Here is a 26,712-nt window from a genome sequence, read left to right as displayed (position 1 = left end):
GCTCTTTAACCGATCACCCCGGTAAGGGGTCACCCCCACCCTTTCCCCATCGATATAAACTTCCGCCCCACTTTCCGGAAGGGAGCTTATCTCTATAGAACCGAAGGCAGGACGTAGCTTTATCGCCAATTCTTTTTTTCCCGAAGAACCGACTTCCACCTGTCCCGCTTCTGTATGATACAATGGATGCTCTACCCGGTAAATATGCTTTCCCCAAGGCACAAACTTTTGTACCACTCCCCCTGTCCCCGACTCGTACACCTCGTCGATATAAACCTGGGCTTCCGCCGGATCCGGACGGATCACCAGGTAATCCATCCCCACCGTCTCGTGGACTACCGTTTCTACCCGACCGGTGGTCAATACCAATTCGTATACACCGGCTTTCTCGATCCGCTCCGGATAAGTGTAATTACGCAACACCCCCAACCAATCGTGCTTGATCGTCAGCCGTTTCGCTCCATACGGCACATACAGCCAAATTTCTCCCGTCTTTTGCACACTCCCCACCAATCCCAATGCATCCGGCTCAAACACAAACCCCTTTTCGTTTGTCACTACCTTGATGATCGCACAACGATCTCCGTTCTGGTCCGTACGCCCCTCGCTCCCCCGGGCCGAAAGGTCATTCTCCAACTTCTGGAATGACTGCACCGAAAGTTGCTGGGCCTCTACCCAATCCGAGGATAACAGTAATAGGACAAAAAGTAAGATTTTCATCATGATGTTTATTCACTTATCTCTGATTTTGATCAGCCTCCCTAAGGAATGCTTCGCTGATAAATAAACCTTCGGACCGGATCAGCCAACCGCAAGCCCTGATAGAACCTTCGGAATCGAAAAAGATAGGATTCCCCCGACATCGAAAATGCGTCCCCCCGGAAAAGCTAATCCAGTATACTTAAAAATAAGTTTCCCAAATCCCTTATTTGTGACAACTTTTAACCGGCAAAATTATTTTTCCAACACTAAACGCAATCCCAGCACAGAATGACGATAGTCGGACGTCCAGTAATTACGTAAAGCGACACGGCAATTTCCCGCCTCTTCATTCCAACAACCACCCCGGAATACATACTTTTCTCCCCGGGCAGGCCCCGTGGGATCAACCCAGGTCTGCGACGGATAATCCCCATAGATATCCCGGCACCATTCCCAAACATTTCCGCTCATATCGTATAAACCCAACTCATTCGGAACTTTTTGCCCCACAGCATGGGTATGCCCCTGAGAATTATCAGTATACCAAGCTACCGTTTCCGGAGAATTACTACCGGCATATAGAAACCCACGGCTCTTTTTACCGCCCCGGGCAGCATATTCCCATTGAGCCTCCGTAGGCAAATTAAAGTTCAAACCTGTCAAATCTTTGAGCCGGCGAATAAACAGCTCACAATCGGTCCGGCTGACCCGCTCTACCGGATAGTTCTCTCCTTTAAACAAAGCGGGATTGCTTCCCATCACGACCTCCCATTCGGTCTGGGTAATTTCGTATTGTCCGATGTAGTAATCGCTTAAAACCACCGTATGCACCGGTTGTTCGTTCAAGGTAATAAAATGTCCCTGTTCCGGCGTAGCTCCCATGCGAAAAGTTCCGCCCTCTACTTTCACCATATGATCTATCAACCGACTCAATACCTGCTTTTGTTTTTCCGTCACAGAAGCCGCCCATTTCGCTTTGGCCGAAAGTCCGAAGGTCAATAAGAAGACGATTTCCCCTTCTTTTCCGGTTACCTTCAGTTCTCCCTCTATACTGTGTCCCTGCCGCTGGGCCCGTACGAGGTGCGTACCGTATGCCAGCTCCAACTGCTGAGGAGAAACCCCTACCGCTTTCCCATCCACATATAACGAATCCCCCTCCCCGTCCGTACGGATAACAACATTCCGGCCCGAAGGCAAGGTCAATTGTAGCGGTAATACCTTCCCCTCTTCCACCATCACTTCCTGACGGACTGTTGCACAACCGGGTTTGCTCAATTCCAACAATTGTTTACCGACCAACACCTCCTTGATCACTAAGGGAGTACGACCGTATTCTATGCCGTTCAACCGGATTGTCGCTTTCCCGGGAGTGCTGCTGATATTCAACATACCGTATATCGGTTGCGGGTCCGCAAGGGTCAACGTATGAGTTTCCCCGGCCTTTATTTCTACCGACTGCCTGACCGTCCGGTGAGAAGGCTGACGGGCCTCCACGACATAGATGCCGGCATTCAGGCGACCGCTCCATTGGCCTTTTCCTTTCCGCTCATTATTGACCCACAATTCAGCCGCTGCCGCCGTAGTAAGCTGTAATTCCCCATAATTGGCAGACAATTCCATCGTCGTTTGAGCCGTTTCCCCGTCTTTTACCGTTACGATTTTCCGGACAGGCTGGTACAACACCTTCAATACTTCAACACTATGCTCTCCACTCGCCAAAGCTTCGCTCCTGTAGGGGGTTATCCCTACTTCCTTCCCGTCAATGAGTATCCGGGCTCCCGACTCCGGCACCGAATTCACCTCTATATACCCGAAAGCAGGTTTCAGTTTGACCTGCAACTCAGCTTTTTGATCCGCCTTTACCTCTAGTTGTCCGGCTTCCGAATGGTATAAAGCATGCTCTACCCGATAGGTATGCCGCCCAAAAGAAACAAACTTCTGCACCATTCCCTCCGTAGCCGCTTCATATACATCGTCTATGTAAACCGTGGCTCCCCGGGGTTCGGCCGTTATGACCAGCCATTGACCCGCAATCTCTTCCTCTACGGTTGTCACTACCCGTCCCGTTGTCAGCACCATTTCATATACACAAGCTTTTTCTATCCGTTCCGGGTAAAGGTAGTCCCGCAATACTCCCAGCCGATCGTGTTTAATCGTCAGTCGTTTGGCTCCATAAGGCACATACAACCAGATTTCCCCGGTCTTCCTGACGCTCCCCACTAAACCCAAGGCATCCGGTTCGAACACAAACCCGTTTTCCGTCGTCACCACTTTGATAATGGCACAACGATCTCCGTTCTGATCCGTACGCCCCTCTCTTCCCCGAGCCGACAGATCGCTGTCTAATTTCCGGAAAGATTTCACCGCTATTTGCTGAGCATTTACCCCAACGGCAAACAATAAGAAGAGTATGATAAATCTTCCTCTCATAGATCATTTTTTAAAAAGTAAAAGAAGGGAGGTCTATCAATCCGAAATCCGGATCTTTTTCAGGCTGCCAAGCCCGCACGTGGATAATCGGCTTATCGGGATTATTCAAATCGACCATCAGGAAAAGATAACCCGAATCCCCGTAATTGGATGAAAAATAATCCTGTCGGATCTGCACCCCGTAAATTTCTCCTTTGTCGGCAGATTTGCGGATCACATTATCAGCAAAACGGAGGTTTATAAACTCATTGCTGGCAAAAGTACTGCGAAGGCGCTTGATATATTGCTCTTTGGTCTGTCGGGTAAAACGAATATAAGGCCGGTTAATAGTGACCTGCCGTTCGGTGACCGTTTGTTTTTTCAATACAGTGCCCACAATAATCAGCGCATCTTCGGCAAAAATGCTCTCGATATAATCCAGGCGCTTTAAAGCATAAGCCGTTTTGTAATTCTCCAGAAAACGAATCAGAATCATGCGGGAACGTTCGCTCCAACCCGTTTTAGAAACTATATCGGCCAAAGCCGCCTGTGAAAGCCCGAAAGACAAACCCTGTATCTTAGCATCCTTGGAAAAATCGAATACCACATCTTCCACAAATGTCCGGTTGTTGTTTTCAAAATGAAAACTCAAGGGCAAACTCCGGCAAAAAATACCGTCATCGCATTTGACCAACCGATAATCCGGCGTCCCGACAATCCGGGCCCGACCGTAACGGATCAACCGATTGAACATCGAATAACCTTCCGGAGTAAAGCAACTCTGCAATCCTTCGTAATTCCGTTCCCGGATAGCCTTTTCCACTTTTTTCACTACCGGAAGATAACGCTCGCTATCCGAAACGGATTTGAAGAAAGAAGCCACCCTCTCCGCCTGAGGCTGAGATTGTTCCTCACTACCGGTAACAACCGTTTCCTGACCCACCATAGAAGTCTGTTGGGTCGGATACGCTTCTATATAACAACTCCGGAAAGGCACTACATCCAATCTGTTGATGACATCTTTCAATTCCGCATCCACCGTCGCTTCGCCGTCGAAAATGTATTCGCCTTTTACCCGGAGATGCGTAGCATCCGCCAAAGCCGGTAATTCAGCTATCCCCCGCCCGTCTTTGGCGCTGACAATATTCGACCAATCCCGCCCGTCCCAATAAGTATAATCAAAATTCCGCACAGGCTGTTGATTGTATAAAATAGTTAACTCTACCGTCTGAAAATTTCCTTCCGGCACCACCCGGGAAACAGTAATATTCAAATGAGAAAAAAGAGTGTTGATTTTCAACGGTATCCAGGTCGCCGCCAAACGCTCTTCCCCGTCTTTATCCCGGTAACGGATCGCCGCTCCCTCCGGATGACTCCTCAATAAAGTCTGCGACCAATAGTAATAACGCAAAGCATCCGCTATCTGCAAATGTTCTTCCGCCGTCTCCGCATTGGCTAAATATTCTAAGATTTTATTTTTCCGGGCTTTAAAAATTTTATCGATCTCACTCCGTTTCATATACCGGAAAACACGGGCATCCGGCTCATTCTCTATCACAATCCGTTCGGTATTAGTCAAAGTAGCATTGGAATAAGTGCGGATGACAGACTTTACCGTTTCCTTGTACTCCGATTCCGACTTCTCCTCTTGCAACAAAGTAAAATCACTTTCTATCGTCGTCGTAATCTGATTAATCAAATCGGACAAAGCTTCCGAATCCGCCTTTTTCAGCGTATTCCCCTTGCCTTCGCCCCACAAATACGTGCTCCGATCCGCTTTTATTTGTTCCACCGACTGCGCCCAAACCAACGTACTATAACAAATACCCAAAACAATACCTATTATCTTTTTCATCTGTCCTTTTTTTATGAATCCTCACAAAAATAAACAATTTTTATTTATATATTCTTTCCTTTCCGACTAAAAGGAATTTTTAATAGTTTAAAAACCTTTTTCCTTAAGTGCTCAAAATAAGAAAATGTGACAAAGGAAAATGTGAAAATGTTTAAACTTTTTTATACTTTCGCACACAAACAAATCTATTTTTAACAAAATACACCCATCATGAAAACGATAATTATCTTTTTGGCCGTCAGCGCCTTCTTTTGTGCTTGCAAAGAAGCCCGGCAAACGCCTTCTTCTGTTTCGCCTTACCAAGCCTTGGCCGATCAATATGCGGAATTTACGTTAACCACCGATACGAGTACATTGACGGAAAATGAAAAGCAAGTGATTCCTTTACTCATGAAGGCTGCCGACGTAATGGAAGTTATTTACTGGCAAAATGCTTACGGAAACCGGGCCGCTTTGCTGGATACCGTCCAAGATCCTTATCTGGCCAAATACATAGCCATCAATTACGGTCCCTGGGATCGGTTGAACGGAAATGCGCCCTTTATTCCGGGTGTACAGGCAAAACCGTTGGGGGCTAATTTTTATCCCACCGATATGACTACGGAAGAGTTCGAAGCCCTGAAAGATCCCCGTAAAACCGATTGGTACAGTGTTCTCCGCCGGGACGAAAACGGAAATTTAAAAGTAGTTCCTTTCCACGAAGCTTACCCGGCAGAAACGGCACAAGCCGCCGATCTTTTGAAACAGGCTGCCGCTTTAACAGAAGACGCTGAACTCAAAAACTACCTCAACCTGCGGGCCGCTGCTCTTTTAAGCGACGATTATTTAGCCAGCGATCTGGCCTGGATGGACATGAAAAACAACACACTGGATATTGTCATCGGCCCTATTGAAACTTATGAAGATGCTCTGTTCGGTTATAAAGCATCTCATTCCGGACAGGTACTGGTAAAAGACAAAGACTGGAGCAAAAAACTGGCCCTGTATGCCGGTTATCTCCCGAAGTTACAGGAAAATCTGCCGGTAGAAGCCGCTTATAAAAAAGAAAAAGCCAATGCCAATCCGGATATGAATGTTTACGAGGTGATCTACTATGCCGGCGATTGCAATGCAGGCAGCAAAAATATAGCCATCAACCTGCCGAATGATCCGCGGGTCCATGCAGCTAAAGGAAGCCGGAAGTTACAATTGAAGAATGCCATGCAGGCAAAATTCGACAACATCTTAGTACCGATTTCCCAATTGGTGATTACTCCGGAACAACAAAAACACATCCGTTTTGACGCCTTTTTTGAAAACACGATGTTCCACGAAGTAGCCCACGGTTTGGGTATAAAATATACCTTGAAAAACAAACAGGATATACGCACTGCCCTGAAGGATAATTATACTTCCATTGAAGAAGGGAAAGCCGATATTCTGGGGCTGTATTGCATTACCAAACTAGCGGAATGGAATGTACTCGAAAACAAAGATTTGATGGACAACTATGTGACCTTTATCGCCGGTATTTTCCGCTCCTGCCGATTCGGTGCCGCCAGTGCTCACGGAAAAGCAAATATGATGCAATTCGCCCATTTTATAGAAAGCGGAGCCATTACACAGGACCCGGAAACAGGTTATTATACCGTGAATTTCGAAAAGATGAAAGCAGATATCACCGCTATTGCCCGCGAATATATTACCCTGGAAGGAGATGGCAATTATGAAAAAGCGACCCAACTTATCCAGGAAAAAGGCATAGTGTCTCCGGCCTTACAAAAAGACCTGGACAAAATTGCCAATGCCGGTATTCCGAAAGATATTTTCTTCAAACAAGGAGCAGAAGTACTAGGACTGAACTAAAAACCGCCCGTGAAGAGGAGGGCGTAAAAGACGAATGTCAGGGTACCTCCTGAACAGAGGAGCCTTCCCGGGCAGTACATAGCTAAAAAGTAACCTTCCGGTGCTGAGGGGGAAAGTTTCTTCCGGAGAAAATTTTAATGTCGAAAAATGACAGCAAATTCCATTCGGAGGAAGGTTCACCTTTCAGCATCGCAATTACACAAATCAATAAGGGCTTATCGGATGAGATGTCTTATCTTTTCCACCAGTACCCCATTAGCGGCAATAATAGAAATATGCCGGTCCTGCCGGAAAGGACAAATACATCCGCCGGCTTCCTCCACAAGTAACTCACCTGCACATACATCCCAGAGATTGAGGTTCAACTCCCAATAACCATCTAAAAAACCAGCAGCCACACAGCATAAATCGTAAGCTGCTGATCCCATTCGCCGAATTCCCCTCAAACCCGGCAATATCGAGGCCAGATTAGCAATATTATTTTCCGGATTCGTCCCTTTGTCATACGGAAATCCCGTACCTAACACACAGCTTTCCAAATCGGTCTTAGCAGATACTTGAAGAGGCCTTCCGTTTAAAAAAGCCCCCTTCCCCCGTTCCGCCGTATAAAGCTCGTCGAAATAAGGAGCATAAACAACACCGATAAGCGTATGCCCCCGGTACTGCAAACCAATGGAAACGGTAAATACAGGCAGGCCCTGACTGTAATTATTGGTACCATCCAATGGATCAACCACCCAGCAAAAATCCGTATTCTTTTCATGCATACCGCTCTCCTCTCCCAACACACTATGCGTCGGGAAACGCTCTGCAATCTTTTCCAACAAATAAGCCTCACTCTCCCGGTCGGCACGGGTTACGACATCCGCTACATTCGACTTGGTGTGAATGTCTAAACGATTCCCCCGGAAATAGGCCAGATGAATTTTTCCAACCTCCTTCGCCCAGGCGATTGCAGCAGTTAAAAATTCCCCTGTTTGAGGGATTTGTTCCGTTTCCATCTTCTAAAATTTAAACTCTGTTTTCTTATTTCTGTTCCAAAATCCGTAACGCCTTTGCAAACTGATCCGGACAAGAAGTGTTTTTATATCCACAATGTATACCTTCCAACCGATTGATAACCTCTCCGATTTTCATGCCTTTCACCAACAATGAAATCCCTTGTAGGTTTCCATGACAACCGCCTTCAAAATATACCTCTTTCACGATGCCGTCTTCCACTGTAATATCGATAGTCTGTGAACATACCCCTGCCGGAATATAATGTATCGATTTCTCCATTTTATCGCTTTATTTAAACGTTTATCTTTCCTTCGGCTTTCCGAATGTTTTCTCTCTAAACAATAGGCATTTCCTGCCATTTTCCTTCCCGCAACTCCATTACCGTCTTAAATCCCTTTTCTTTCAATTGCTGTAGAGCTTCCGCTCTACCGGCATGAATCAATTCCGGCCGGTGAGCATCTGAATTAACCACAAGAGGAATCTGTAATTCCTGCAAAATTTTCCAATCCCGGATAGAGGGAAAAAAGCAACCTTTCTGAATATACGCCTTGGTATTGATTTCCACCATCAATCCTTTTTCTGCCACGAAAACAAAAAAATCACTTAGTTTCTTTTTATACCAATCCTCTTCTGTAATGCCCGGGCAAGATTGTTCTGCATTATAAAAAATCTTATTGGCATGTCCGACAAAATCAAAACCCCCCGCTTCCACCAATCGCATAGAAGCTTCAAAATACGTTTCCAGCAGCCGTCTCAAATCACCCTGGAATTTTTCTTTCCAGAGTTTCCGGAAATTTTCAGGGGAGGTATCCGTATCTATAATCTGTCCTGCCGGAGTATAAATCAAATGTACCGAACCGATCCGGTAATCCAAAGGCAAATGCTGAAAATAGTCGGTAGCCGGATGCTGCTCCGGATTCAGATAATCGATTTCCATACCGACATATAACTCGATCTCCTCTTTATACTTTTTCTTTAACCGCCTGAATTCTGCCAGATAAGCAGGCACTTTTGTCCGGTTCAACGTCCAGAAAGTGGAAAACGGCAGCGGGGCGTGCGAAGAAATACCGTAGGCAGTAAAACCCTGACGGACAGCAGCCTCCACAAACTCTTCCATCGAAGCTTTTCCATCACAGAAAGAACAATGACTGTGATAATTCGTCCGGTTTGCAATTATTTCTTTTTCCACACCTTCACCACCTCTGCTATATACATTTTATGAAAATCTTTCTCCGGGTAAAATTTATCGATCAATATCGGATCTAAGAAAGCCTCTGGATCCAAAAAACCGGCATACATCTTCTTGCATTCTACAATATAACGGGCTTCTGCGAAAGCCACCTGTCCGGAAGCAGAAAAAACAGGCGTTAAACCAGCCTGCTCCACTTTATTGACTTCCCTCCCCGACAAAGTACCGCAGATATTCAAAGCTTCCCTATTGTTTTCTCCCAGAAAAGAGAGTGTAAATCCGTCCTGTGCTTCCATAAATCCGAACGTATAGCGTTGCGGACGGATAAAAACGAATGCCACCGGTTTATTCCACAGATAACCTATTCCTCCCCAGCTAGCCGTCATGGTGTTAAACCGCCCGCTTTCCCCTGCCGTCACCAACATCCACTCCTGTCCGATCAACCGGATAAAATTTTCGCTCAGCTTCCCAGCCTCTATTGTTTCAAAGCCTTCCATATAGACCTCCTTTTTTCGTATTAAATATTACATTCTTTCCGGCATCTCTATACCTAACATGCCCATCGCATTTTTGACGGCCTCCCCGCATTCTTTTGCCAGCAATAACCTGAAATTACGCAAAGCCTCGTTTTCTTCTTTCAGAATCGAAAAATCGTGATAGAATTGATTGAATTCCTTAGCTAATTCATAGGAATAGTTAGCCAATAAGGCAGGACTATAAGTTTCCCCCGCTTCTTTTACCACAGCCGGTAATTTTGCAATTAACTTGATCAGATCCTGTTCTTTATCAGAAATTTCCAAATGAATATCCGTTTTCTTCACTGCCATACCGTTTTCAGCAGCCTTCCGCAAAATGGACTGAATACGGGCATAAGTATATTGAATAAAAGGACCGGTATTCCCGTTAAAATCAATAGATTCTTTCGGATTGAACATCATGGTCTTTTTCGGATCCACTTTCAGTATAAAATATTTCAATGCTCCCAAAGCCACTTTCCGGTATACCTCTTCGGCCTCCGCTTCGGAATACCCCTCCAGTTTTCCCAATTCCTGGGAAGTTTCCCGGGCGGTACGAATCATTTCCTGCATCAGGTCGTCGGCATCCACCACCGTCCCTTCCCGGGATTTCATCTTCCCTTCCGGCAATTCCACCATCCCGTACGACAAATGGTGGATTTTATGGGCCCAGTCAAATCCTAATTTTCCGCAAATCAAAGACAACACCTGAAAATGATAGTTTTGTTCATTCCCCACCACATAGATCATTTCGTCCATGGCAAACTCATTGAAACGCTCGTAAGCCGTCCCGATATCCTGAGTCATATAGACAGAAGTCCCGTCATCCCGGAGCAACAATTTATGATCCAGTCCATCGGCCGTTAAGTCTGCCCACACACTCCCGGTTTCCTTCCGGTAAAGCACCCCATCAGCCAAACCTTTCAGCACCAGGTCCCGGCCTTTTTTATAGGTCTGGGATTCAAAATAAACCTTATCGAAACCGACTCCCATCAGCCGATAGGTTTCATCGAAACCTTTCAATACCCAATCGTTCATCGTCCGCCACAAAGCCACCGTTTCCTCCTCTCCGGCCTCCCATTTCCGAAGCATTTCCTGGGCCTCCAACAAAATCGGCGCCTGCTTCTTAGCCTCCTCTTCTTCCATTCCTCCCTCCTTTAGTTGTCTGATTTCCGCTTTATATTCCTGATCAAAACGAACATAATAATCGCCTACAAAATGGTCGCCTTTCCTACCGGTAGAAGCCGGCGTCGCCCCGTTTGCAAATTTTTTCCAGGCAATCATACTCTTACAAATATGGATTCCCCGGTCGTTGACTAAATTTACCATCCGTACATCGTGTCCGTTCGCCTTTTGAATTTCCGATACCGACCAACCTAATAAATTGTTCCGGATATGCCCCAGATGCAAAGGTTTATTCGTATTCGGAGAAGAATACTCAATCATATACGAATGTCCGCTTTTCTCCTGCCGGTATCCATAACGGGAATCCCCGGCCACTTCGTTCAAAACCCCCAACCAATAAGCCGAGGAAATTTCAATATTCAGAAATCCTTTTACTACATTGTAATCCCGAATTTCATCGATATGTTCTTTCAGGTAATCCCCCAACTGTTTTCCGGTCTCCTCCGGGGATTTTTTAGAAAAACGGGTAAAAGGGAAAACCACAACGGTCAAATCCCCGGCAAATTCTTTACGGGTCGCCTGCAACTGTATTTTATCCGTCTCCACTTCAATGCCATAACATTCTTTTACAGCTTCTATGACTTTGGAAGTCAATAAACTTTCTATGCTCATATCGTATGATAATTTATATAATGATTCTCTTCGGACAAATAAAGCCCTTCCTCCGCTTCAGTTCAGCCCGGCTTTATTTTCACAGCCCACAAAAATAGGAAAAAAAATTGAAATAGACAGAAATTCATCTAAACGGGAAAAGGTTTATATGAATAAAGCTAATCCTCTCGCCGGGTATTAGAATTCACATAATTTTTTAACTTTGCAACACCAGAGAAAGTATAAATTAAAACGCTATAACATGAAAAAACATCTTCTCGTCTCCTTATGTATTGCCATTGGTCTCAGTCTGAATGCTCAGACGGCAAAAGAATGGCTGGCGCTGAGCCCGGTGCCGCTAAGTCTTCCGGCCTTGAGCCATCAGAAAGACGTCGACAACAAAACCTTTACAGAAAAAGAACTATTCGAATACTCTCTTTTAAATGTAAACGATCTGGTGCCGGACGCGGCTAAAACGGAAAGAAATTTCCACCAACTCCGATGGGAAAAAGCAAAGATGGAACAAGATACAGTGATCGCCCCGACAACCGACGGCAAGTTTACGCTGAATTATTACGCCGTATACCTGGACATTCCCCAATGGATGGAAGGTAGTTTCCAATTCCGTCTGTTCGGGAATGCTGAAATATATTTAGACGGACAAAAGAAACTGACTTATACAGAAAATCAGCCGGCAAACAGATCCCTTTCGTGTGAACTGCTGCCGGGAAAACACAGCCTGATTATCAAGACCGTAACAAAAGGCGGAAAAGTACTGGCCTGTCGCTTCGACAATCAGACAAAAAGCGAGGGAGGCTCCCTGGCATTCACTCTTTCTCCCAAACGGGGAAAAAATATCTACGATATATTAAACGGCAATCACATCAGCAAAGCCGAACTGTCCCCCTCGGGAAAATATGCCATCGTCAGTATAAGAGAAAGTCTGGACGGAAAAAACAAGGAGAGAACTCATATTTATCGGGTCAAAGACAAGGAAATTGTCTATTCTTTATCCGCCGACCTATTGCACCCTCAATGGGTACCGCAGCAAGATAAACTTTCCTGGTTGCAAGCGGAAGGAAAGGGAAAATCTTTTTATACTTACGACATCGAAACCCAACAACTTCAATGCCTGATTAAAGAAGATCTATTTATCAATAACTACAATTGGTCGCCCGATTTATCCTATCTCCTTTACTATACCACCGAAAATTATACAGAAGAAAATTGGCAACTCCGGAAATTAAACGGTATTGAAGACCGCCAGCCTTATTTCCGTTACCGCACCTATCTGTGCAAATACGATTTTGCTACCGGACTGCATGCCCGCCTGACGTGGGGAAATGCTTCCACTTACCTCCTGGATATCAGTCACGACGGCCAGCAAATCTTATTCGCGGCTTCCCACCCGGATTATACCGAATTCCCTTACAGCAAGCAATCGGTTTACCTGATGAATATGCAGACCCAGCAAGTAGATACCTTGTGGAAAGACCGGCTTTACGCGATTTCCTGCACCTTCTCTCCGGACGATAAACAATTGCTGATCAGCGGAGGTCCCTCCGCATTCGGAGAAAGGGGAAAAAATATCGGGAAAAATCCCATTGCCAATGAATTTGATATGCAACTATACCTTTACGACCTGGCAACAGCAGCGGTAAATCCCATCACTAAAAATTTCAATCCATCCGTAAACGATGCTTTCTGGCGGGCAGACGGTTATATTTATATCACGGCCACGGACGCCGATTACGTCCACCTTTTCCGTTATGATCTCAAAACCCAGGCCATACAACCGGTGGAATGCCCGGGAGATATCATTCTCAGCAGCAGTATCCCCGAAAAAGGCGAAGAAATGATGTATGTCGCCTCTGACGTCAGTTATCCGGCCCGGATATATACGCTTCGGCTGACAGACTTACAAGCCCAACTATGGGACAATCCTTCTGCCCAGGAATACGAGAATATCGTATTCGGAGAAGTTAAAGATTGGGACTTCCCTTATAAAAAAGGTACTTTGATCGACGGACGTTATTACCTGCCGGCAGATTTCGACCCGGCTAAAAAATATCCTTTAATTGTTTATTATTACGGCGGAACGACTCCCGTAGAACGCAGTTTCGGAGGGCGTTATCCCTTTAACCTGTTTGCTGCCAACGGGTATATTGTATATGTCTTACAACCTTCCGGAGCCATCGGCTACGGGCAGGAATTCTCCGCCCGCCACCAGAATAACTGGGGAAAAATTACCGCAGACGAAATTATTACGGCTACCAAAGCCTTTATCAAATCCCATTCTTTCGTAGATGCAACCAAAGTGGGCTGTATGGGAGCTTCTTACGGAGGATTTACAACCATGTATCTGACCACCCGTACCGACCTCTTTACCTGTGCCATCGCACATGCAGGGATTTCTTCTATTACGGGCTACTGGGGAGACGGTTACTGGGGTTACAGTTACAGCACCTGCGCCACTGCACACTCCTTCCCCTGGAACCGCAAAGACATCTACGTAGACCAAAGTCCTCTGTTCAACGCCGATAAAGTAAATACCCCTATTTTATTGATCCACGGCACAAAGGATGTCAACGTCCCCACCGCCCAAAGTATACAGTTTTATACTGCCCTGAAACTGCTGGGAAAAGAGGCAGAACTGGTCTTTGTAAAAGACTCCGACCATACCGTGACAGACTATCATTTACGCATTTTATGGAACAACACCATACTGGCCTATTTTGCCAAATACCTGAAGGACCAACCCGCCTGGTGGGAAAATATTTATAAAGAGAAAAATCTATAAAACGAGAAACGGCATTTTCCGGCTTCTGCCGGGAAATGTCAACCGTTATCAATTTCCCGAAGGGTTTCATCCGGTTTTCGGGTAAAAAGACTAACTTTGCCAAATTAAAAAAAATTAAACCCAGAACTATGAATAAAGTGATCAATAAAGCGGCCGACAACATCCGCATTTTAGCAGCTTCCATGGTGGAAAAAGCCAAATCGGGACATCCCGGAGGAGCTATGGGAGGAGCTGATTTTATCAATGTATTGTATGCTGAATTTTTAAATTTCGATCCGGACGACAGGACTTGGGCCAATCGGGACCGGTTTTTTTTAGATCCCGGTCATATGTCCCCTATGTTGTATTCGGTGCTCTGTTTAACCGGTAGTTATAGTCTGGAAGATTTACAAAATTTCCGTCAATGGGGCAGTATCACGCCGGGACATCCGGAAGTTGACAAAGCCCGAGGCGTTGAAAATACATCCGGTCCGTTGGGACAAGGCCATACGATGGCGGTAGGCGCTGCTATTGCCGAGCGTTTTCTGGTTGCCCGTTTCGGGGAATGGATGGCCCATAAAACTTATGCCTTTATCTCAGACGGAGGAATACAGGAAGAAATTTCCCAGGGTGCAGGCCGCATTGCCGGAGCTTTGGGATTATCCAATCTGATTCTGTTTTACGATGCCAACAATATTCAGTTGTCTACCAAAGTAGAAGAGGTGACAGCGGAAAATACAGCGGAAAAGTATGAGGCCTGGGGTTGGAATGTAATTACCATCGATGGAAACGATGCCGATCAGATCCGCGAAGCCCTTACAGCCGCCGGAAACGAAAAAGAACGTCCTACGCTGATTATCGGAAAAACCTTGATGGGCAAAGGCGCAATGGGGCCCAACGGAGAAGATTTCTCCAATAAGGTATCCACCCACGGACAACCTCTTTCGGGAGCCGGAGCTTCGATAGAAAAAACCATCGAAAACCTGGGAGGCGATCCCCAGCATCCTTTCGTAATTTTCCCGGAAGTAAAAGAGTTCTACCAAAAAGCTCTGGAAGCCAAAAGAGCTTACGCCCGGAAAAAGAAAGCAGAGCAAGCAGCCTGGGAAAAAGCAAATCCGGAACGGGCGGCACAATACCGCAAATTCATGTCCGGAGAAGTACCGGCCATCGACTATAAAGCCATAGCCCACAAAGCCAACATTGCCACCCGGGCAGCTTCCGCCGACGTACTCGTGGCCCTGGCGCAGCAGGTGGAAAATATGATCGTCAGCTCTGCCGACCTTTCCAATTCGGATAAAACCGACGGATTTTTGAAAGGCGGAGCCCGGCCTTTAGTAAAAGGAGACTTCAGCGGTGCTTTCTTGCAGGCAGGAGTAGCTGAGTTGACCATGGCTACTATTTGTAACGGTATCGCTCTGCACGGAGGAATTTTCGTCGCCTGCGGTACATTCTTCGTATTCTCCGATTATATGAAACCGGCTGTCAGACTGGCGGCTTTAATGCAAGTACCGGTAAAATACATCTGGAGTCACGATGCTTTCCGGGTCGGAGAAGACGGTCCCACCCACCAGCCTATCGAACAGGAAGCACAAATCCGTCTCCTGGAGAAAGTGCGGAATCATGCCGGCGACATGAGCCTGCTGGCCCTCCGTCCCGCCGACGCTGCAGAAACGTCCGTTGCCTGGAAGATGGCTATGGAAAATACCCAAAGCCCGACAGCCCTGATCCTTTCCCGCCAGAACATCAATGATCTGCCCGGAAAAGACCGTTACGAAGAAGCCTTGCAAGCCTGCAAAGGAGCTTATATCGTAATGAAAAACGGAGCACATCCGGATATCATCCTGCTGGCTTCCGGCTCGGAAGTATCTACCCTGGTCGATGCCGCTCAGTTGTTGCTGGAAAGAAAAAACATCACTTCCCAGATCGTATCGGTCATCTCCGAAGGTTTGTTCCGCGAACAGCCACGGGAATACCAGGAACAAATCCTGCCGCAGGCCGCCTTGAAATACGGCCTGACAGCCGGTCTTTCCGTTACCCTGGAAGGCCTGGTCGGACAGCAGGGGAAAATACACGGAGTCAATCACTTCGGTTATTCCGCCCCGGCAAAAGTGCTGGATGAAAAATTCGGTTTTACCGGCGAACAGGTCTATCAGGAAATCTGTGAGCTGCTGAAAAAATAACGTCACAACTGAAGGGAGGAGGTTGTCCAGAAAGGAAAGGGATCCTTTTAGCTGCCTAAAAAGCTTTTTGGACAGTCTCCTCATTTTCTCCCCCAATCAGTTTACAAACCAATCGATACTTTCAAGCCCGACAGCAAGGTTCGCCACAAATAATTAAACTGAGAACGGTAAATATCCCTTTCTGCTTTTCCGTCGGCCGTACGAGGCTGTCCATCACGACCGGGATTGTTCGCCGTGGCAATCAGACCATTGGCCAAAGTGGAAAGAAAAGAACGCACTTCCAAATGCCCGTCTTTTTCTTTCATAATCCTGATTTTCAAATCTTTATACAAGAAAAGCATATGAACATAAGCCGTATGGGAATTCCCTGTTATTTTAAATTTCATTTCGTCAATTTCTCCCGAAGTTACCTGAATTTTTGCCAAGGGTTCTATCATCTGATTTAAACGCAGCATACTCATCTTCCCTAAACGGCCTTCCACCTCAAAATGTGGCTTCAAACTGTCTACCGGTAAAAGAAAAGTAGCCTGCAATTTTCCCTGGTCCATCAATTTTCCCTCGGCTTTCAGGGTAAAATAAGGTTGTTCCGGGCGGACAATATTCGTCAAATCATAAAAGGTACCTTTCAATTGATCGAAGGTAACGGTGCCCGGAGAAATCCCTTTTTCCGCCAGTTCTTTATAAACGACATTGATATCCTCCAGCCGTATCCTCCGGATAGACAGGGGAAGAGGAAATTGCTGTACAGACTCATAAAACAACCGTTTTACCCGTTTCGCCTGTTCAATTTGCCGGTTTTTAAAGCTACTGATATGAGCCCCCTGAATGTCGACACTGTCTATTTGGAGAACTTGCTCAGTCAGCATACGCTGCATATCCAAACGATGGCAAACGACCTTTCCTACTTGTATTTTTGTCCAGTCCGTATGCTTTTCAGTCTTCCGGGCAAATTCCAGCATGGAATATTGCGGGATAAGACGGATCGCCTGAACCGCCAATCTTCCCTCCTGCCCGTTCAGCGAAAAAGTATCAACTTCCAGCAACTGGGAATTCTGGGCAAATTTATTCCGAAAAGAAGCAAAAGTCAGTTGCATATCCCAGGCCTTACAAACCGGGAACAAAGTATCCGGACGAGTTCTGACATCCAGATCGTCTACCCCGAAACTAAAATCCCGGAGTGCATAGCTGACCGTATCCTTTCCCTGATACTGCCTGCCGTATACCTCTCCCAGTTTTAAATCTATTTTGCCTACTTCCAAACGGGTAAAAAGCCGGTTTATCGTTTCTGCCGAACGGCCTTTTCCCTTGTCGACCGAAGTCCGGCTCCTGTCTGCGGCTTTTACGTCCGCAAAGAAATGCGGCAAATCCAGAGATAGTACTTTGGCCCGTATAAAAGTGGAAGAATCCCGCTTTTTAAAATGAATTCCCTTGATCTCCAATTTCTTCAAATATACATCTGCATAAGGAACAGACCGGACTGCAGTGACCGGACGAAGAGTATCAGTAGTGATACGAACTTCTTTTATATTCACCCTGCGCCCGATTAACCGTACGCTCACGCTTCCCACATCCGCCTGTATCCTCCCTCCGCTTTCCTCGTAAATCTTCTCCTCTATTATATCCTCAATTTTATTCCCTAACCACCATTGTACACCCCATAAAACAACGATTAAACCGAGCAGGGTATACCCAACAATTTTTATTGCTTTTTTCATAGAGCCGGATTTACGTATTATTTTTTCTCTCTTCTTCTCCTACAAACGTATTTAAAAACAGCAGGGTTTCACCTTCTTCTCTTTCCCTTTGTTAATATCGGAGCCTAAAGGATAATTTTAAACATTCTTTCTCTTTTTTATTTTTTAGTATTTATCTTTGTCCCGATGAAAAGTTTTCCGTATCTGAATACGGAATTTGTCTGTTAGGGAAGAAACATTTTATATAATCATTTAATACAAAAGATATGTTAAATATAGCATTATTCGGTCCTCCTTGTGCCGGTAAAGGAACACAGGCGAAAAGAATTGTAAAAAAGTACAATCTGGCCCATCTGTCCACCGGAGACATGATCCGCAAAGAAATTGCAGCGGGAAGTGAATTGGGTAAAATAGCAGAAGACATTATCAACAGCGGACAATTGCTCTCCGATGAATTTGTCATCCGCCTGATTCAGGACAGTATTGCACACAGTGAAAATGTAGAAGGTTTTTTATTCGACGGATTTCCCCGTACCGTAGCCCAAGCTGAAAAACTGGATGAAATCCTGAAAGAGAACGGAGCTCCCCTGGCAGGTTTATTAAACATCGAAGTACCGGAAACGGAATTAAAACGGCGCATGCTGGAAAGAGCTCAAATAGAAGGCCGCGCAGACGACACAGAGGAAGCCATTCACAATCGTTTTAAAGAATACCATGCCAAGACTGTTCCGGTGGCGAAACACTACCAAACGATATGCCACACCGTCAAAGGAGATGGTACAATGGAAGAAGTGTTTGAAGAAATTTCCAAAATTATCGAAAAGATAAAATAAAATTTAAAAGTGAAAATGTCCGGGTGCCGATCCATTCTCTTCGACACGGGAACATTTTCACTTTTCGAATTTTTATTTCATCAACTGCCGGTATACAGCATTATTGGCATAAGGCTGGAATTCGGCATCGGTAGCGGCCTGTTGCCTCAATTTGGGATTCATTTCAATTGCTTTTTGCAAAGCCATCGTCATAGCATTCACATCTTTTACACGGGCAGCAGCTACAGCCATAAGATAGTATTCCGTAGCATTGGTCAATTTCAGCTTTTTAAAGGTATTGAAAGCTGCTCCATTATCTCCCGCCATCAACTGGGCATAAGCCAAGTAAATATTCGGTGTATTCTGCAGGTAAGAAGCTGCCTTCTGGTAATTTCCCTGTTGCAAAAGAATCAATCCCATATTGTATTGGGCTTCTTTTTTCACCTGTGCCTGGTTCAGCATTTCACTGGCTTTGGAAACATTTCCCTGTTTCGCATATACAATTCCCAGGTTGTTCAGAATAGCCGGATCTTGTTTCAATACGATCGCAGCTTCCAATAATTTCTGCGCCTCGGTATAGTCTTTATTTTGCAGGGCAATGACCGCCAGATCGTTCAATAACTGCCAGTTCCATTGAGTACCCACAGTAGGAGTATTTTCGGCAGCCTGAGGGATGAAATAGGTCAACTGCATCTCTTCCTGAACCGTTTCGGGTACGGTGTAGAATAAAAAGAAATCTGCTCTGCGCAATAACGGCAATATATCGTTCTTCAATTCGGAATTATTTTTAACATAAGCATCCAGTAAATTATTCCGTTTCGTACTGCTAGAAGCATTTTTCAAATCCTGGATCATCTGCTCCTTATTTTTTATATTGGAATCTTTCAATAAAAGATAAAGTCCTTCCCAGTTTTCAGTTACCATTTGGGGCACTACAAATTTTGCATTTTTGACCACAGGCAGACCGGCAATACCTAAATCTTTTTCAAAGAAGGTCTTAGCTGCCTTAAACCGGTTGCTGGTTAAATTTTTATTGATCCGCTCAGCTCCTTCCGGAGAACTGGAAGCATATAACAGCATACTGTTGATCTTAACGTTGGGATTGGCCAATACTTTTTTCATCGCTTCGGTAGCCTGATTCATAACAGCTGAATGTTGCTGGGATTCAGGAATTTTATACTGAGCTAAAGGAAATAATACATAACCGCTCACGACTCCCACGGCAGCTGCAGGTACGTCTTCTATAATTGTCTCGGTCATAATCGGAATATAATTGACCCCGTCGATCCGGATGGAATAATTCTGCCATACCTGAACCCCGTTCTGATTCAGAATGACCGGTGTCAACATAAAGGATTTCTTCCCTTGTATCGCTTCTATATCGGCCCAGAGTACTCCGTTTTGCATTCCCTGCCGGAAATTCATCGATACTTTCTGATTGACTGTTGTCGCACTCTTATAAGCGATGACCGGATAACTACTTCCTTTTACTTTCTCCCCTTGTAAATAGATAGGCGGTAATTTTTCTACGTTACTGCCGTATTGCATCCGGGGAGTGATTTTTAAAATCATCCGCTTCCCGAATTGCTTCGGACCGAATTTGACGGTATACTCAAAATTAATTTTTCCGTTTACAGCCTGTAGCTGAGTCGGATTGATCTGTCCGATTACGGCCGTCTCAATAGCTTCTTTCTGTAACTTTTTCATGGAGTTACAACCTGTCAAAAGCCCTATCAGCAAGAAAGCCAGTGCCGTTATAAAAAAAGTTCGCTTCATAATTTTTGATTTAAGTTTAACTTATTTCCTTCTCTTTAATAATTCTATTGTTTTATGCATTGTTTAACGGTATTATTCCCGAACTGTTTTGTTTTCTTTATTAAAATAAGTTATACATAATCCACAATAAGCCAGTCTGTCCCTTCTCAGCTGTTTTTTGAAAAAGTAAATCCCCCTCCCGCTACGGACAATTTTTTAAAAACTTTATTATCTTTGGCTGTTCTAAACTGTTGTTCCATGAATCAAACCCCAGAAGTCAGAAATGATACTTTGAAACCGATACACCTGAAAGAAGTTTTCAGCAGCAAAAATCCTCGTCTGGCCCGTTGTATCCCCGGTTTTATTTACAGTTGGCTCAAAGGGGTGGTTTGTCTAAATGAAATCAACGATTTTATCAGTAAACACGGGGAACGCAAAGGCATTGACTTCGCAGACGCTGTGATGGAATACCTGGAACTTTCCGTAGATGTCAAAGGCATTGAAAATCTGCCCGCCCCGGGGAAACGCTGTATTTTCGTTTCCAATCATCCCCTGGGAGGTCCCGACGGGATTGCCCTGATTTCTTTTTTGGGAAAATATTATCCGGCTCTGAAATTTCCGGTCAACGATATTTTATTAAATCTCAGAAATCTCCATTCTATTTTTTTACCGGTAAATAAACACGGGAATATGTCGCGGGAAGCGGTGAAAGCCATACAGGATGCTTATGCCTCGGACAATCAGATGATCATGTTCCCGGCAGGATTATGCAGCCGGAAAAAACACGGCAGGATCCAGGACCTGACCTGGCAAAAAAATTTTATTGTAGAAGCCGTAAAATACCAAAGGGATATCGTTCCGATTTTTATCAGCGGACAAAATTCCAATTTTTTTTATAACCTCTCGAATTTCCGGAAAAAGATCGGATTGAAAGTGAATATCGAAATGATATGGCTCCCCAAAGAAGCTTACAAAAAGAAAGGAGAACGCCTCGTCTTTAAAATAGGAAAACCTATCCCCTGGCAATCGCTGGATAAAAGCCGGAAACCCTTGGAATGGGCCGCATTTATCAAAGACATCGTCTATCATTTATAGTCCGGAAAGTTTTGGGAAACCCGGCGATAAAAGAAAATCAAAAACTCGGCAGACGATCCGTATTGCCTTGTATTTTCCCCGCTAAAAAATCTCCCTCCCCTCTCTCATTTTTTTCGGAAATTCTTATATTTGTTGAAAATTTTGATCTCCTCCGGAGGGAGCGGGAGCCAATGCCAGCAATCGTTAATTTATAAATTATACACCATGCAGCCTGTTATTTATCCTGTTGAAAAAGAGAAACTTCTTGCAGAACTGACAGAAGATAAATTCCTGCGAAAAACCAATAAAGCCGGCAATGAGATTTATACTTTCACGGCTTACAATGCCCCAAATCTGATGCGGGAAGTAGGACGTATACGGGAACTGACGTTTCGCAGCGCAGGCGGAGGCACAGGAAAGGAGATCGATATAGACGAATTCGACGTGAATCCGGATACCCCCTATCAACAACTGATAGTCTGGGATCCTAAAGAAAAAGAAATTATCGGAGGATACCGCTATATTGTTTGCGATCACCTCGCTTTAAATGCCGAAGGAGAACCCAATCTGGCCACGACCGAGCTCTTCCGGTTTTCCGATGCTTTTAAGTCCGACTACCTGACCCAAATGATTGAATTAGGACGTTCTTTTGTACATCCCCTTTATCAATCCACCCGCATGGGACGTAAATCGCTCTTCGCCCTGGATAATTTATGGGACGGCTTGGGAGCCCTTACCGTAGACAATCCGAATATCAGATATTTCTTTGGGAAAGTAACCATGTATACCAGTTTTAATATCCACGCCCGGGACATGATCCTCTATTTTATGCGGAAATATTTCCGGGATACCGAAGGATTGGTACAGCCGATACATCCCCTGGAAATTCACATTGATGAAACGAAGCTGCAATCCGTTTTCACCGGGAGCAATTACGAGGAAGATTATAAAATTCTCTCCCGCCACGTCCGCGACTTAGGGGAAAATATCCCTCCTCTGGTCAATGCTTATATGAGTCTTTCCCCTTCGATGCGTTGTTTCGGAACAGCAATTAATCCGGGATTCGGAGGCGTGGAAGAAACCGCCATCCTCATCAATATTGCCGATGTATACGAAGCCAAAAAGCTCCGACACATCGCCACTTATATTCCCCGTTTCCTGGGACTCAAAATCAAAAGGTGACAGGGGGACGAACCCTCCGTCACCCCTTTTAATTTGCCGTAAAATTATTGCCATCCCAGGTTCCAGTCGTTATCGTACCCTCCAAACTGATATAGATGCCATAACCGTTCCGTTCTCCTTCCGACCAGTTCCCTACCCATATGCTCCCATTTTCCCACAAATAGATGCCATAACCGCTCCGCTTGCCGTCTTTGGTCTCCCCGAGGTATTTATCTCCTCCTTCGTAGGAAAAGCATTCGAATTTATAAGCATCGTACCCACTCATCGGATAGGTTTCAGTCGGTTTATCGTCTGAAAAATTGCCGTAGTAAATCAGATTTCCGAATTTATCGTAACAAGTACCTTTTCCCGACTTCTTTCCGTTTTTCCAATACCCCACATAATAGATACAATCCTCACATGCTGAAACATAACTTCCCTCGGTGTTCACCAGATAAATACCAAAACCGTCTTTTGCTCCGTTTCCCCATCCTCCGGCATAAAAATCTCCATCCTTCCATCTGTAAAATCCCATTCCCTGTCTGACTCCAGAAGAGTTTAGTTGCCCTTTGTAGGTATCTCCCTCCGTATAAGTCTTCGCTAAACCGGTCCCCATCAATCTTTTCACCGCGCTCTTCCATGTCCCCCGCGATAAGGTATTTTCAATCATTTTTTGGGTGACGGTAATTTTCACGCTTTTGTCCCCGGCATTTACCTTAAACCAGTCCGTCCGTTCCGTGGTGGGATTTGACTCGCATTTTAGCTGAAAGGAAGTGGAGGATTTGGTTACGGAACACCAATCGGGCAGATAATCCACCGACCAGGAATCCCCATCTGTAGAAACATAAAAAGTACGGGTTCCCCCCGATCCGTCGAAGGAAACACTCGTCGGACTAACGTTCAGGTATGTCACTTCTCCCGCCTTTTTCAGCAATTCCACGGAGGTGGAATGCAATTTTTTCCCTTTATACCACACTTCCCAACGATAACGGCCGGGCGTATAAATGCCCCCGGTCTTGCTCCCCCAACCCAACAATTGAACCTGCTCTCCTTGCTTGTACTGGCCCACTGTAGTGACAGACATAGTGTAAGTATATCCGGAAGGAGAATCCTGCCCATGCATCAATTCTCCATTAGGATGGAAGAGTTTTACATCCAATTCGATCGTCTTCGGTTCTTCCGACAGGACGTTGTAAACAAGTTGGGGAAGCAAATAGTAAATGTCGGTAGCGTAAAGCGTAGCCCCGAAATCCCCCACAAGCATCAAAGAACTATCCATATTGACAAATTCCATCCGTTTTATATCGATCCACCCTTTCTGTGCCGCAATCCGTTCTTTCTGCTTCCGTTCTTCTTCCGACTGCCGCAACAGATCAATCTTATAGCTGGCGGCATCGGCATACCTGCCCAAAGGATGAGTAGCCAGATAATGCTCATAATCCTGTAAGGTCTGACAATTGTTATAGGAAAAACTGTCTATCTTCTGATGAGCTTCCGATAAATATTTTCCCTGCGGAAAGACAGAAACGTAATTTTCATAATCCGTCTGAGTACTGCAATTTTCCCACATCTGCTGTTCCCGGTCTATACCCGGAACTAATAAAAAGAATGCTCCTATTCCGATGACTATCAGAGCAACGGCCAAACCGATATATACCCCCTTCCGGGATTTCCGGATTTTTTCCTTTCCTACCGGAAGGGTTTTATCCGGATCCGAATGTTTCTTTTCTTCCCGTTCCGGTTTTTTCGGGCCGGAAGGATTTTTCTCCCGGTCTGTTTTCGGGGCAAAGAAAAGTTTCCAATCGCATTTTTTTCCACTGAGGTAAGTCTCTGCATATTCCCGTAAAGTATGAGCCGTAGGCCGATCCCAAGGTTCTTTGGCCAGACAGGCTTCTACCGCCTTTTTTAATTCCGGTGAATAGTTTCCCGTGACCTCGGGAATTTCAGCTCCTTTTTGCTGCAATACCCCTCCCAAATCCCCAAAAGGAGGATCGCCGCTCAATAATTCGAAAAGCGTAGCCCCTAAAGCCCAGACATCGCTGGCCATGATGGCCATCGGATGTTTGCTAAAACGTTCCGGCCCCATATAAGCCATTGTCCCCCCCGAATTTTCCGCCTGATTCACGCTTTTACGTAAGGTACTCCGGATTTTCGTACTGATTCCGAAATCCGTAATCATAAATGTCCCCGTAGAATCCCGCAACACATTGTCCGGCTTGATATCCTGATGGATCACTGGCGGCTCCAAGGCATGCAAATATTCCAACCCGGCAGCCACATCCCGCAAAAAACGCCAGGCTTCTTCTTCCGGCATCTGCCCCACCAGCTTTAAAGCGGACCCCTGCTCACAATAAGGCAATACCAAATAAGGCCGGTTATTACACTGGTCAAAATGCTGCGGCTTTAACAAATTGGTGTGATGCAAATTGTAAACCAATGACAATTCTTTGCTGAAAACACTCATCCCGTCACTATCCAGCCCCGTCCCCGGAGCATATACCTTAATGGCCACTTTTAAGCCAGTCAAGCGATCCTCTGCCAGCCATACTTCCGAAAACCCACCCCTCCCCAACAAACGTACCAACTGATAACGGTCGGCAAATAATGTATTTTCCTGTAACCACATATTTCTAATTATTTAAGTAAATATAGATTCATCAGTAGTGATAATAGTCCTCCTTCCTCCCTTACACCCCTTCTATCTAAAAACTCCTCTCTTCGGACAAACAATCGACGGCCTGTTTTTCACAGACGGCCCTTATAAGCTGCAAAACCCCACCCCTCCCTGGCAACAACAGCAACAAAACAAAAATCCAAGTTTTCATAAGCCTCCCTGTTTTCAAATTCTTTATTTTTCGCCCGTCCTCCCTCTTCCAAAAACCGTCAGTATCACTTCTTCCCTCTTTTTAGCCCGATTTCAGACCAGAAGGTCGGAAACTAACATACTAACCGGAAGCCGAGGTAGCTATAACAGTGGACAGGCGTTTGGCAATTGCGATATGACACACGGCAAAACCAAGCATCGCGAAACCAGCAACCGCCCCGAGCCACTCGGTAAGAACCGCGGGCAGGGCCTGCAGAATCAACTTGAGTATTTCTATTATAATATCCATACCAATCCTGACACCATTCCCATACATTTCCGCTCATATCATATAAACCCAGTTCATTCGGGTGTTTCTCTCCAACTGGATGCGTCTGACAATGATTTTTCTTCACTTTTTTCTCATCCCATTCTCCCGTCAATACCTGAACTCCGCTATTTTCCCAAGACCAACCAACTTCTTCTAAATCATTACTCCCTGAATATTTATAGCCTTTACTCCATCTGCCTCCACGGGCGGCATATTCCCATTGGGCCTCCGTCGGCAATTTAAAGTTTAAACCCGTCAAAGCATTCAATCTCCGAATAAATTCATGACAATCTTCCCAACTCACCTGCTCTACTGGTAAGTCATCGCCCTTGAAATAAGAAGGATTATTACCCATAACTACCTCCCATTCAGACTGACGTACTTCATATTTCCCAATATAATAATCACTTAATGTCACCTGATGAACAAGCTCCTCATCGCTTGTCACATTACTCCCCTGCTCCGAGGTTGCACCCATTTCAAAACTACCTCCATCTACCCGAACCATATTCCCAATCAAACGACTCAATATCTCCTTCTGCTTAGGCGTTACCGAAGAGGACCAACGTATCTGAGACAATAAACCAAAACCCAAAGTCACTACGCGCTCTCCTCCCGTTTCCGTTACCTCTAGCTCCTTTTCCGTATACTGTTCCCCCCGCTCGGCGCGAATCGTATGTATACCGTATGACAACTCCAGCTTCTGCGGAGAAACACCAACCCGCTTTCCGTCCACATACAAAATATCTCCTTCCCGATCCGTTTGAAGGGTTACACTACGGCCCGAAGATAAAGTCAGATGAACCGGTAAAACTTTTCCCTCCTCTACA

17 protein-coding genes and 1 pseudogene are annotated in these 26,712 nt (G+C 45.3%); 6 read left to right on the top strand and 12 right to left on the bottom strand.

The features are described 5' to 3' along the window. The 3 genes and pseudogenes from HMPREF9449_RS16695 to HMPREF9449_RS03875 all read right to left on the bottom strand — a co-directional run. Positions 1–723 (bottom strand): annotated as a pseudogene (locus HMPREF9449_RS16695) (PEGA domain-containing protein); the annotation flags it as partial. 231 nt (positions 724–954) lie between these two features. Beyond that, positions 955–3,132 carry a PEGA domain-containing protein gene (locus HMPREF9449_RS15795; RefSeq protein ID WP_009135924.1) on the bottom strand — a complete coding sequence of 726 codons (2,178 nt, stop codon included), beginning with the start codon at positions 3,130–3,132 and terminating at the stop codon, positions 955–957. Between the two features lie 10 nt (positions 3,133–3,142). Beyond that, a complete protein-coding gene (locus HMPREF9449_RS03875) occupies positions 3,143–4,966 on the bottom strand; it encodes an LPP20 family lipoprotein (protein ID WP_009135923.1) in 1,824 nt (607 codons plus the stop codon). 210 nt (positions 4,967–5,176) lie between these two features. Between HMPREF9449_RS03875 and HMPREF9449_RS03870 the strand changes: the two genes are divergently transcribed. After that, positions 5,177–6,811, top strand: coding sequence for a dipeptidyl-peptidase 3 family protein (locus HMPREF9449_RS03870; protein ID WP_009135922.1), 1,635 nt, complete (start codon positions 5,177–5,179; stop codon positions 6,809–6,811). A gap of 215 nt (positions 6,812–7,026) precedes the next feature. Here HMPREF9449_RS03870 and HMPREF9449_RS03865 read toward each other — a convergent pair whose 3' ends face one another. The 5 genes from HMPREF9449_RS03865 to argS are packed head-to-tail and all read right to left on the bottom strand — an operon-like array spanning position 7,027 to position 11,314. Then, a complete protein-coding gene (locus HMPREF9449_RS03865) occupies positions 7,027–7,812 on the bottom strand; it encodes an inositol monophosphatase family protein (RefSeq protein WP_009135921.1) in 786 nt (261 codons plus the stop codon). A 25-nt stretch (positions 7,813–7,837) separates the two neighbouring features. Further along, positions 7,838–8,092: a TIGR03905 family TSCPD domain-containing protein gene (locus HMPREF9449_RS03860; RefSeq protein ID WP_009135920.1), complete on the bottom strand. Its 255-nt coding sequence runs from the start codon at positions 8,090–8,092 to the stop codon at positions 7,838–7,840. Between the two features lie 55 nt (positions 8,093–8,147). After that, entirely contained in the window at positions 8,148–8,987 is an 840-nt protein-coding gene (locus HMPREF9449_RS03855) for a histidinol-phosphatase (protein ID WP_040611606.1), read from the bottom strand. Next, on the bottom strand, positions 8,987–9,499 hold the full coding sequence (locus tag HMPREF9449_RS03850) for a flavin reductase family protein (RefSeq protein WP_009135918.1): 513 nt from the start codon (positions 9,497–9,499) through the stop codon (positions 8,987–8,989). Before HMPREF9449_RS03850 ends, HMPREF9449_RS03855 begins: the two co-directional genes overlap by 1 nt. A 27-nt stretch (positions 9,500–9,526) precedes the next feature. Further along, entirely contained in the window at positions 9,527–11,314 is a 1,788-nt protein-coding gene (argS, locus tag HMPREF9449_RS03845; protein WP_009135917.1) for an arginine--tRNA ligase, read from the bottom strand. Between the two features lie 241 nt (positions 11,315–11,555). Here argS and HMPREF9449_RS03835 point away from each other — a divergent pair, with 241 nt between their 5' ends. Further along, positions 11,556–14,093 carry a S9 family peptidase gene (locus HMPREF9449_RS03835; RefSeq protein WP_009135916.1) on the top strand — a complete coding sequence of 846 codons (2,538 nt, stop codon included), beginning with the start codon at positions 11,556–11,558 and terminating at the stop codon, positions 14,091–14,093. Between the two features lie 128 nt (positions 14,094–14,221). Further along, positions 14,222–16,252, top strand: coding sequence for a transketolase family protein (locus tag HMPREF9449_RS03830; protein WP_009135915.1), 2,031 nt, complete (start codon positions 14,222–14,224; stop codon positions 16,250–16,252). Positions 16,253–16,353: 101 nt separating this feature from the next. Here HMPREF9449_RS03830 and HMPREF9449_RS03825 read toward each other — a convergent pair whose 3' ends face one another. Further along, a complete protein-coding gene (locus HMPREF9449_RS03825) occupies positions 16,354–17,967 on the bottom strand; it encodes an AsmA family protein (protein ID WP_009135914.1) in 1,614 nt (537 codons plus the stop codon). 245 nt (positions 17,968–18,212) lie between these two features. On the opposite strand from HMPREF9449_RS03825, the gene HMPREF9449_RS03820 reads away from it, so the two are divergent. After that, the gene (locus HMPREF9449_RS03820) at positions 18,213–18,779 is read left to right on the top strand and encodes an adenylate kinase (RefSeq protein ID WP_009135913.1); all 567 of its coding nucleotides are present in this window, start codon (positions 18,213–18,215) and stop codon (positions 18,777–18,779) included. Positions 18,780–18,851: 72 nt separating this feature from the next. On the opposite strand, the gene HMPREF9449_RS03815 is transcribed toward HMPREF9449_RS03820, so the two are convergent. After that, positions 18,852–20,534 carry a tetratricopeptide repeat protein gene (locus tag HMPREF9449_RS03815; protein WP_009135912.1) on the bottom strand — a complete coding sequence of 561 codons (1,683 nt, stop codon included), beginning with the start codon at positions 20,532–20,534 and terminating at the stop codon, positions 18,852–18,854. Positions 20,535–20,771: 237 nt separating this feature from the next. Between HMPREF9449_RS03815 and HMPREF9449_RS03810 the strand changes: the two genes are divergently transcribed. Together HMPREF9449_RS03810 and HMPREF9449_RS03805 are read left to right on the top strand one after the other, a co-directional pair. Next, positions 20,772–21,608, top strand: coding sequence for a 1-acyl-sn-glycerol-3-phosphate acyltransferase (locus HMPREF9449_RS03810; protein ID WP_009135911.1), 837 nt, complete (start codon positions 20,772–20,774; stop codon positions 21,606–21,608). A gap of 204 nt (positions 21,609–21,812) precedes the next feature. After that, complete coding sequence (locus tag HMPREF9449_RS03805) at positions 21,813–22,769, top strand: GNAT family N-acetyltransferase (RefSeq protein WP_009135910.1); 957 nt, start codon at positions 21,813–21,815, stop codon at positions 22,767–22,769. Positions 22,770–22,797: 28 nt separating this feature from the next. On the opposite strand, the gene HMPREF9449_RS15790 is transcribed toward HMPREF9449_RS03805, so the two are convergent. Both HMPREF9449_RS15790 and HMPREF9449_RS03795 read right to left on the bottom strand, forming a co-directional pair. Next, positions 22,798–25,374 carry a protein kinase domain-containing protein gene (locus HMPREF9449_RS15790; RefSeq protein WP_009135909.1) on the bottom strand — a complete coding sequence of 859 codons (2,577 nt, stop codon included), beginning with the start codon at positions 25,372–25,374 and terminating at the stop codon, positions 22,798–22,800. 311 nt (positions 25,375–25,685) lie between these two features. Beyond that, positions 25,686–26,712, bottom strand: a 1,027-nt coding sequence (locus HMPREF9449_RS03795) for an SUMF1/EgtB/PvdO family nonheme iron enzyme (RefSeq protein WP_009135908.1), incomplete at its 5' end; no start/stop codon positions are given.

Origin of the sequence: Odoribacter laneus YIT 12061 (genome assembly GCF_000243215.1) — a bacterium.
Classification (GTDB): Bacteria; Bacteroidota; Bacteroidia; order Bacteroidales; family Marinifilaceae; genus Culturomica; species Culturomica lanea.
The sequence above is the reverse complement of the archived record's forward strand: the minus strand, read 5'-3'. Positions and strand labels throughout refer to the sequence as shown.